This window comes from Helicobacter pylori FD535 (assembly GCF_000296015.2).
Taxonomy (GTDB): Bacteria; Campylobacterota; Campylobacteria; order Campylobacterales; family Helicobacteraceae; genus Helicobacter; species Helicobacter pylori_CT.
This window is the reverse complement of record NZ_AKHP02000011.1, coordinates 1-9,034: the sequence shown is the minus strand read 5'-3', so window position 1 is coordinate 9,034 and position 9,034 is coordinate 1. Positions and strand designations below refer to the sequence as shown.

At 40.2% G+C, this 9,034-nt stretch carries 8 protein-coding genes, 1 tRNA gene and 2 pseudogenes; 4 read left to right on the top strand and 7 right to left on the bottom strand.

Going from position 1 to position 9,034, the window contains the following annotated elements; all coding sequences use genetic code 11:
• The 5 genes and pseudogenes from ureB to glmM form a co-directional block, all read right to left on the bottom strand.
• Positions 1-753, bottom strand: a pseudogene (gene ureB / locus DV63_RS10910) (urease subunit beta); the annotation flags it as partial.
• 3 nt (positions 754-756) lie between these two features.
• Positions 757-1,473: an urease subunit alpha gene (gene ureA / locus DV63_RS10905; protein WP_000779231.1), complete on the bottom strand. Its 717-nt coding sequence runs from the start codon at positions 1,471-1,473 to the stop codon at positions 757-759.
• A 252-nt stretch (positions 1,474-1,725) separates the two neighbouring features.
• Positions 1,726-1,801, bottom strand: a tRNA-Val gene (locus DV63_RS10900).
• Between the two features lie 19 nt (positions 1,802-1,820).
• Positions 1,821-2,294: a signal peptidase II gene (gene lspA, locus DV63_RS10895; RefSeq protein ID WP_000917461.1), complete on the bottom strand. Its 474-nt coding sequence runs from the start codon at positions 2,292-2,294 to the stop codon at positions 1,821-1,823.
• Positions 2,288-3,625 carry a phosphoglucosamine mutase gene (gene glmM / locus DV63_RS10890; protein WP_000688433.1) on the bottom strand — a complete coding sequence of 446 codons (1,338 nt, stop codon included), beginning with the start codon at positions 3,623-3,625 and terminating at the stop codon, positions 2,288-2,290. Before glmM ends, lspA begins: the two co-directional genes overlap by 7 nt.
• 89 nt (positions 3,626-3,714) lie before the next feature.
• Here glmM and rpsT point away from each other — a divergent pair, with 89 nt between their 5' ends.
• The 4 genes from rpsT to DV63_RS10870 all read left to right on the top strand — a co-directional run bounded on the left by rpsT (position 3,715) and on the right by DV63_RS10870 (position 8,363).
• Positions 3,715-3,984 (top strand): 30S ribosomal protein S20, encoded by a 270-nt coding sequence (gene rpsT / locus DV63_RS10885; RefSeq protein WP_001273611.1) that lies wholly within the window; start codon positions 3,715-3,717, stop codon positions 3,982-3,984.
• A gap of 123 nt (positions 3,985-4,107) precedes the next feature.
• Entirely contained in the window at positions 4,108-5,166 is a 1,059-nt protein-coding gene (prfA, locus tag DV63_RS10880; protein ID WP_000025100.1) for a peptide chain release factor 1, read from the top strand.
• Positions 5,167-5,557: 391 nt separating this feature from the next.
• Positions 5,558-6,331, top strand: coding sequence for an outer membrane protein (locus tag DV63_RS0209000; protein ID WP_000755216.1), 774 nt, complete (start codon positions 5,558-5,560; stop codon positions 6,329-6,331).
• A gap of 250 nt (positions 6,332-6,581) precedes the next feature.
• The gene (locus DV63_RS10870) at positions 6,582-8,363 is read left to right on the top strand and encodes a hypothetical protein (protein WP_000848934.1); all 1,782 of its coding nucleotides are present in this window, start codon (positions 6,582-6,584) and stop codon (positions 8,361-8,363) included.
• Between the two features lie 229 nt (positions 8,364-8,592).
• Here the strand turns inward: DV63_RS10870 and DV63_RS18325 are convergent, their stop codons facing one another.
• Positions 8,593-8,733, bottom strand: a complete 141-nt coding sequence (locus DV63_RS18325; RefSeq protein ID WP_172635375.1) for a hypothetical protein — start codon at positions 8,731-8,733, stop codon at positions 8,593-8,595.
• Positions 8,734-8,761: 28 nt separating this feature from the next.
• Positions 8,762-9,034 (bottom strand): annotated as a pseudogene (locus DV63_RS10865) (methyl-accepting chemotaxis protein); the annotation flags it as partial.

Here is a 9,034-nt window from a genome sequence, read left to right as displayed (position 1 = left end):
AGTGTCTGTGTGGATAGCGACTTGCACATCGTATTTGTCCGCAACATCTAACGCATGATTGATTGCAGAAGGAGTTGTTCCCCAGTCTTCGTGGATTTTAAAGCCAATCGCACCGGCTTCAATTTGATCGGCTAAGCTCGCATCGTTAGAAGCGTTACCTTTAGCCAAGAAACCTAAGTTCATAGAATATTCTTCAGCCGCTCTGAGCATCCATTTTAAGTTTCTTCTGCCTGGAGTGATAGTGGTTGCGTTAGTGCCATCAGCAGGGCCAGTTCCGCCACCAATCATGGTTGTTACACCGCTTGCAAAAGCTGTAGGGATTTGTTGGGGTGAAATGAAGTGGATGTGTGTGTCAATACCACCAGCAGTTACGATCAAACCTTCACCGGCTAGCGCTTCAGTAGCAGGACCCACGCTGAGATTGTTTTTAACGCCATCTTGCATGTCTTTGTTACCGCCTTTACCAATGCCAGCGATTTTGCCATCTTTAATGCCAATATCCGCTTTATAAATACCGGTGTAATCCACGATCAAAGCGTTAGTGATGATTAAGTCTAGTTCTTCTTTGCTGGGGTTGTTGGATTGGCTCATGCCTTCTCTTAGGGTTTTACCGCCGCCGAATTTAAGCTCTTCGCCATAAATGGTGTAGTCATGTTCTACTTCAGCGATCAAGTCTGTATCGCCCAATCTCACTTTATCGCCTGTAGTAGGGCCATACATAGAAACATATTCTTTTCTGCTAATCTTTTTCATTTCTTACTCCTTAATTGTTTTTACATAGTGGTCATCGCTTTTAGCGCCATGAAAACCACGCTCTTTAGCTCTGTGTAAAGCAATTTTTTTGCTTTCGTTGTCTGCTTGCCTATCAACCAACGCGTTAAATCCAAATATTCTTCTGTTACCGCCGATGTCAATCAATTCTACGGATTTTTCTTCGCCAGGTTCAAACCTTACCGCTGTCCCGCTCGCAATGTCTAAGCGTTTACCGAAAGTTTTTTCTCTGTCAAAGTCTAAGCATCTATTCACTTCAAAGAAATGGAAGTGTGAGCCGATTTGAACCGGTCTGTCGCCAACATTTTTAACTTTCACGCTAACGGCTTTTTTGCCTTCGTTGATAGTGATGTCTTCATTTTTTAAGAACAACTCACCAGGAACTAATTTGCCATTGGCCTCAATAGGGGTATGCACGGTTACGAGTTTGGTCCCATCAGGAAACATCGCTTCAATACCCACTTCATGGATCATGCTTGCCACGCCATCCATCACATCATCAGGTTTTAAAAGAGTGCGCCCTTCTTGCATCAATTCAGCCGCAGTCTTTTTACCAGCTCTCGCTTCTTCCATAATATGGGCACTAATCAAAGCTACCGCTTCTACATAGTTAAGCTTAATGCCTTTTTCTTTGCGTTTCCTAGCTAATTCTCCAGCATAGTGGAGCATCAACTTATCTAACTCTTTTGGGGTAAGTTTCATCTCATTCTCCTATTCTTAAAAGTGTTTTTCCTTGAAGACATAACGAAATCAAGGTTGGAGTAATTGTAGCAATGTTTTGATTTACTATGATTAACAGAAGCGTTTATTAACTAATTATTATTTAAAATGAATTAGTGTTATACTTCTGAAGCGCTATAAAAGCGTGATTGGAAGCGCATTTAATATCCTTTGGACTCATTTGATAAAGATCAAAAACCCACGAAAAAATGAGAATTAAAATTGGAGTGATAATGGTGGCCACGACTGGACTTGAACCAGCGGCCACTACCATGTCAAGGTAGTGCTCTACCAACTGAGCTACGCGACCTTTTATTTAAAAAGGGTAATTATGCCTTAATTTTGTTTTGTTTTTGCTTAAAAAAGAATTGTCTTAACAATAAAACGCCCACGCCCGCATCTATCATGACATCAGCGAAATTAAAAATGGCAAAATCAAAGCCATAATGATAATACACATAATCCACCACGCCCCCATGCACAAACCGGTCTAAAACGTTAGAAACCCCAGCGCCAAACACCATGCCAAACTCTATCGCATGGTTTTTAAAAAGCTCTTTTTGGCGCATTAAAAAGATAAAAAGCCCTAAAATCAAAAGGATTTGCAAGTATTTCAAACCTCCCTCTAAAAAACTGAGCAAAGAAAACGCCACGCCTTTATTGAACACTAAAACAATATCTACCATCAAACTTTCATAGCGAAACCCCTCTAAAATAGCGTATTTAATCGCTTGATCCACGCCAAAAACAAGGAAAAAAACCCCTATAAAAATCAATAGGCTTTTTTTTGGGGGTTTTAGCACAAATGCCCTTCAAAAAACTCTTTTAATTCTTGCATTTTGGATTCTAAAAGTTTTTCATCTTTAGCTTCTAAAAGGATTCGTAATTTGTTTTCAGTGCCGCTATAACGGATCAAATGGCGGATTTCTAGCTTGTCTAACTCTTTTAAAAGAGTGTTATAACCTTTTAGGCTTTCTAAAGGGGGCTTTTGTTGGACGCTTAAATTCATTAAATTTTGAGGGTATAATTCAAAGGGGTTTAACGCAACAGAGCTGACCTGCTTGCTTTCTAACACAAGCGCGCTCACTTGCAAAGCACACACCAAACCATCGCCTGTTTTAGCGTAATCGCTAAAAATGATATGCCCGCTTTGCTCGCCTCCAAAATTGGCTTTATTCAATCGCATGCATTCGCTCACAAACTTATCCCCAATCGCGCAATGCTTCAATTCTAAATTTTGGGATTTTAAGTATTCTTTAAGGGCTAAATTGCTCATGCTCGTGGCGACAACCGCTTGAGAAGAAAGGGCGTTTTTAGACTTTTGATAAACCCCTAACACCCCTAAAAGCTTGTCCCCATGCACGATATTCCCTAAATTATCCACCACCACTAGCCTATCGGCATCGCCATCAAAAGCAAAACCCAGATCCGCACGGTATTTTTTCACTTCCTGGCTCAATTGGTTGGGGTGTAAAGCCCCGCATTGCTCATTAATATTACACCCATTAGGCTCATCATTAATCACCAACACATCAGCCCCAAGCTCGCTAAAAACGACCGGAGCCACCTTATAAGCCGCACCATTAGCGGTATCTAGCACGATCCTTAAACTCTGTAAATTCAAATGTTTGGGGAAAGAGTGTTTTAAATGCGCGATATAGCGCCCTATGACATCGTCTATCCTTTTAGCGCTACCGATGCTCTCGCCCACTTTATAGCTAGAATGCAGTAATCCTTCATCATGAAAGATTTCTTCAATCGCTCTTTCTTCTTCTTCTTTAAGCTTATAACCATAAGAATTGAAAAACTTAATACCATTATCTTCAAAAGGGTTGTGGCTCGCGCTTATCATAATGCCCGCATCACAGCGCATGTCTTCGGTTAAAAACGCAATCGCAGGGGTAGGCATAGGCCCTATTTGAATCACATTATAGCCTATGGAAGTTAAAGCGCTCACTAAAGCGTTTTCTACCATATAGCCGCTTTTTCTGGTGTCTTTACCGATTAGAATTTTATTCGTTTGAGAATGTTTTTTAAAATACAATCCGGCAGCAATGCCCAAACGCATCACAAACATGGGGGTGAGTTTCACCCCTGCTTTACCCCTCACGCCATCAGTCCCAAAAATTTTCATCGTTATAAAATACCTTTTAAACTATTTTTAATCAATTTTTAGATAGAATTATGCCAAATTTTACATTACAAAGGGATTAAAACAAGGCTATGGCAAATCATAAGTCCGCAGAAAAGCGAATCAGACAGACCATTAAAAGAACCGAACGAAACAGGTTCTATAAAACTAAAATTAAAAATATCATTAAAGCCGTGCGTGAAGCGGTTGCCATCAATGATGTAGCAAAAGCTCAAGAGCGTTTGAAAATCGCTAATAAAGAGTTGCATAAATTTGTCAGTAAAGGGATTTTAAAGAAAAACACCGCTTCTAGGAAAGTCTCAAGGCTTAACGCTTCAGTGAAAAAGATCGCTCTCGCTTAGTTTTGGGGCGTTTTTAACTTCTTTAAGCTCAGTAGTGGGTTTTTATTATTGGGCTTCTTTTTAAGTTTTGCGTTTTTTAGATTGTTGTATTTTTTATTCACATCTTTTTATAGGTAGTTTTGCATGTCCATTCTAGCTGAAAAGCTTTCTTCCATTCTCAAACGATACGACGAACTCACAGCATTGCTTTCTAGCGCTGAAGTGATTAGCGATATTAAAAAACTCACCGAATTGAGCAAAGAGCAAAGTTCCATTGAAGAAATTTCCATAGCGAGCAAAGAGTATTTGAGCGTTTTAGAGGATATCAAAGAAAATAAAGAGCTTTTAGAAGACAAGGAGTTGAGCGAACTGGCTAAAGAAGAGTTAAAAATTTTAGAAATCCAAAAAAGTGAGTTAGAAACTGCCATTAAGCAACTCCTTATCCCCAAAGATCCTAATGATGATAAAAACATCTATTTAGAGTTAAGAGCCGGCACAGGGGGCGATGAAGCGGGCATTTTTGTAGGGGATTTGTTTAAGGCGTATTGCCGTTATGCGGATTTGAAAAAATGGAAAGTAGAGATAGTGAGCTCTAGCGAAAACAGCGTAGGGGGCTATAAAGAAATCATCGCTTTGATTAAGGGCAAGGGCGTGTATTCAAGGCTCAAATTTGAAGCAGGCACGCATCGAGTCCAAAGAGTCCCCGAGACAGAATCTCAAGGGCGCATCCACACTTCCGCTATCACAGTAGCGATCATGCCTGAAGTGGATGATGTGGAAGTTTCTATCAACCCTAGCGATTTAAAGATTGAAGTGTTTCGTGCTGGCGGGCATGGGGGGCAATGCGTCAACACCACAGACTCTGCGGTGCGCATCACGCACCTTCCCACCAATATCAGCGTGAGCATGCAAGATGAAAAATCCCAGCATAAAAACAAGGATAAAGCCCTAAAAATCTTAAAAGCGCGCCTTTATGAAAAACAAATTGAAGAACAACAACTCGCCAACGCTAAAGACCGAAAGGAGCAGGTGGGTAGTGGGGACAGGAGCGAAAGGATCCGCACTTATAATTACCCGCAAAACCGCTTGAGCGAACATAGAATCAATTTAACTCTGTATAGTTTAGAAGAAATCATGCTTTCAGGGAATTTAGATGAAGTGATCAACCCTTTAATCGCTCATTTTCAAAGCCAGTTTGAATAAGATTTTTACACGATATGATAAAAGCGATAAAACAGCTTTTTTAAGATAGCCACCCACCACTACCAAAAACCCTAACATGCTCCAATTTCTGCCCCACAAAAACAGCGTAAGAGCTTCCATAAAATCTAGTTAAATATAATTTTAAATTCTTTATATATATAAAATACATTTTTAAAAAATAAAACGATTTATTTAACCCATTCTTAACAAAAAATTCACTTTTTTGTGATATAACTCCAAATCTTGATATTTGTAAGAGCGGATTGTATTCTGTAGAAGCGGATGTATGAGGACAACTCTCAGATTTTGATAGCCCCCTGTATTTTTGCGCCATAGCATGAATGCAATGAAAAAAGAAATTCTTAGGATTTCTCACATTAAGGAGTTTTAAATGAAAAAGGTTTTTTTAGGTATGGCGTTAGCCTTTAGTGTGTCCATGGCAGAAAAAAGCGGCGCATTTTTAGGAGGAGGGTTTCAATATTCTAATTTAGAAAACCAAAACACCACCCGCACCCCAGGCGCTAACAATAACACCCCGATAGACACTTCAATGTTTGGCAGCAATCAAACAGCTCAAGCCCAAGCAACCTACACGCCAAGCGTGGTTAACACCAATAATTACGGGCAAATGTATGGGGTAGATGCGATGGCAGGGTATAAGTGGTTCTTTGGTAAAACCAAACGCTTTGGCTTTAGGTCTTATGGATACTACAGCTATAACCATGCGAATTTAAGCTTTGTGGGGAGTCAGCTTGGAATCATGGAGGGCGCGTCTCAAGTGAATAACTTCACTTACGGCGTGGGCTTTGATGCGCTCTATAACTTCTATGAAAGTAAAGAGGGCTATAACACAGCAGGGTTGTTCTTAGGCTTTGGATTGGGAGGGGATTCGTTTATCGTTCAAGGAGAGAGCTATTTGAAATCTCAGATGCACATTTGCAACAACACCGCCGGCTGTTCAGCGAGCATGAACACGAGCTATTTCCAAATGCCTGTGGAATTTGGTTTTAGGAGCAATTTTTCTAAACACAGCGGGATTGAAGTGGGCTTTAAATTGCCTTTATTTACCAACCAATTCTATAAAGAAAGGGGCGTAGATGGATCGGTAGATGTGTTCTATAAAAGGAATTTTTCTATCTATTTTAACTACATGATCAACTTCTAAGCCTTTCTCTTCTTTTTAATAGAGGGTTTTCTCTCTGTTGGTTTCTTTTTTTTTGTGGTATTTGTTTTGTTGTGTTGGGGGGTTAAGGTTTTTGTTTAGAGAGAGGGTTTTTTAAAAAACTAAAGAAGCGCTTAAAACAGAACCTTTTGTTTTTTTAGGTTTTATTTTTTACTTTGGTTGTTTTCAAAAGTCATTTTGATTTCTAAAAATAGTCTATAATGCTCGCAAGAGATATTTTTTAAGGTTATCAATGAAAACTATAAAAATACTTTTAATGATGACACTCAGCTTGAACGCTATTAGCGTGAATAGGGCGTTGTTTGATTTAAAAGATTCGCAATTAAAAGGGGAATTGACGCCAAAAATAGTGGATTTTGGGGGTTATAAAAGCAGCACCAAAGAGTGGGGGGCTAGCGCTTTAAACTATATCAATGCGGCTAATGGCGATGCGAAAAAATTCAGTGCGCTAGTGGAAAAAATGCGTTTTAACTCTGGCATCTTGGGGAATTTAAGAGCGCATGCGCGTTTAAGGCAAGCCCTAAAATTGCAAAAGAATTTGAAATATTGCCTTAAAATCATCGCTAGGGATTCTTTTTATAGTTACCGCACCGGTATTTATATCCCCTTAGGCATTTCTTTAAAAGATCAAAAAACGGCTCAAAAAATGCTCGCTGATTTGAGCGTGGTAGGGGCGTATCTTAAAAAACAACAAGAGAATGAAAAAGCTCAAAGCCCTTATTACAGAAGCAACAACTATTACAGCTCTTATTATAGCCCTTATTACGGCATGTATGGCATGTATGGCATGGGAATGTATGGCATGTATGGTATGGGCATGTATGATTTTTATGACTTTTATGATGGCATGTATGGCTTCTACCCTAACATGTTTTTCATGATGCAAGTTCAAGATTACTTGATGTTAGAAAATTATATGTATGCGATCGATCAAGAAGAGATTTTAGACCATGACGCTTCTATTAATCAACTTGATACGCCTACTGATGATGACAGAGACGATAAGGATGATAAATCCTTACAGCAGGCAAATCTTATGAGCTTTTATCGTGATCCCAAATTCAGTAAAGGCATTCAAACCAACCGCTTGAATAGTGCTTTAGTCAATTTAGACAACAGCCGCATGCTCAAAGACAATTCGCTTTTCCACACTAAAGCCATGCCCACTAAAAGCGTGGATGCGATAACTTCTCAAGCCAAAGAGCTTAACCATTTAGTGGGGCAAATCAAAGAAATGAAGCAAGATGGGGCGAGTCCTAATAAGATTGATTCAGTGGTCAATAAAGCTATGGAGGTGAGGGACAAATTAGACAATAACCTAAACCAACTGGACAATGACTTAAAAGATCAGAAAGGGCTTTCAAGCGAGCAACAAGCTCAAGTGGATAAAGCCCTAGACAGCGTGCAACAATTGAGCCATAGCAGCGATGTGGTGGGGAATTATTTAGACGGGAGTTTGAAAATTGATGGCGATGATAGAGATGATTTGAATGATGCGATGAATAACCCCATGCAACAGCCTGCACAACAAACGCCTATTAGCAACATGGGCAACACCCATGCAAATGACAGCAAGGATCAAGGGAGTAACGCGCTCATAAACCCTAACAGCGCCACTAATACCGATGATGATCACACTGACGATACTCACACTGACACTAACGCCACAAACGATACCAGTGCCACTGACACCCCCACTGATGATAAAGATGCTGGCGGCATGAACAATACCGGTGATATGAACAACACCGATACCGGTAACACAGACACCGGTAACATGGATACCGGCAACACTGATGATATGAGCAACATGAACAACGGAAGCGATGATGCGGGTAACACTAATGACGGCATGGACAACGGCAACGACATGGGCGATGACATGAACAACGCGAACGATATGAATGACGACATGGGTAATGGCAACGATGACATGGGCGATATGGGGGATATGAACGACGATATGGGTGGCGATATGGGAGACATGGGGGATATGGGCGATATGGGGAATTGAGATTAACCCCCCCAATATCAAAGAGTGATAGCCAAAGAGCGGTAGCCAAAACTTTAATAAATATTTTTATAGTAAAAATGATTCTTTTAAGGGTAGGGGGGTATTTTGCGATGAACATTAACCCCAACTAACTCCCCTAAGAACGCTTTTTAAAATCCAGCCAAAGCTTTTTATCAAACTAGTGCGAAAAACTCTGTCCTTTAGGGCGCAAGATGCAAGCGCATAGCCGTTAGGCTATATTCAAGCTAAAAGACGATAAAACACCTCTTTTTAGGCTAGGGAATGCCCATGCAGACCTTAAAGAGCCTTTCGCATTAGCGTTCGTTAGGGCGAAAGCCCCTTGCTTTAGAAAAAGGGGGCGGTTCCACATTTTAGACGCTCAAAATTAAAGGCAGAAATCAAAATTTCTTCTTGCTCACGTCTTCTAAAATATCTTGGGAGATCCCATCAATTTTAGCGCTGACTTGTAAAGAATGATTAGCGATAGTCAAATTATCCTGCACATCTTGTTGCAAGGCGTTAATGGAGTTGTGGATGTTTTCTACGCCCTTATTTTGCATTTTGATAGACTCAGCGTTATCGGCAATGCTTTGAACTAAAATATTAATATTGGCTTCAATCTCGCTGAGCGATTTTTGCGTCCTTTCAGCGAGCTTTCTCACCTCATCAGC

Coding starts and splice junctions, on each gene's coding strand:
- glmM (WP_000688433.1), bottom strand. CDS start 3,625: ATGAAAATTTTTGGGACTGATGGCGTGAGGGGTAAAGCAGGGGTGAAA.
- DV63_RS18325 (WP_172635375.1), bottom strand. CDS start 8,733: ATGTGGAACCGCCCCCTTTTTCTAAAGCAAGGGGCTTTCGCCCTAACG.
- prfA (WP_000025100.1), top strand. CDS start 4,108: ATGTCCATTCTAGCTGAAAAGCTTTCTTCCATTCTCAAACGATACGAC.
- DV63_RS10870 (WP_000848934.1), top strand. CDS start 6,582: ATGAAAACTATAAAAATACTTTTAATGATGACACTCAGCTTGAACGCT.
- rpsT (WP_001273611.1), top strand. CDS start 3,715: ATGGCAAATCATAAGTCCGCAGAAAAGCGAATCAGACAGACCATTAAA.
- ureA (WP_000779231.1), bottom strand. CDS start 1,473: ATGAAACTTACCCCAAAAGAGTTAGATAAGTTGATGCTCCACTATGCT.
- DV63_RS0209000 (WP_000755216.1), top strand. CDS start 5,558: ATGAAAAAGGTTTTTTTAGGTATGGCGTTAGCCTTTAGTGTGTCCATG.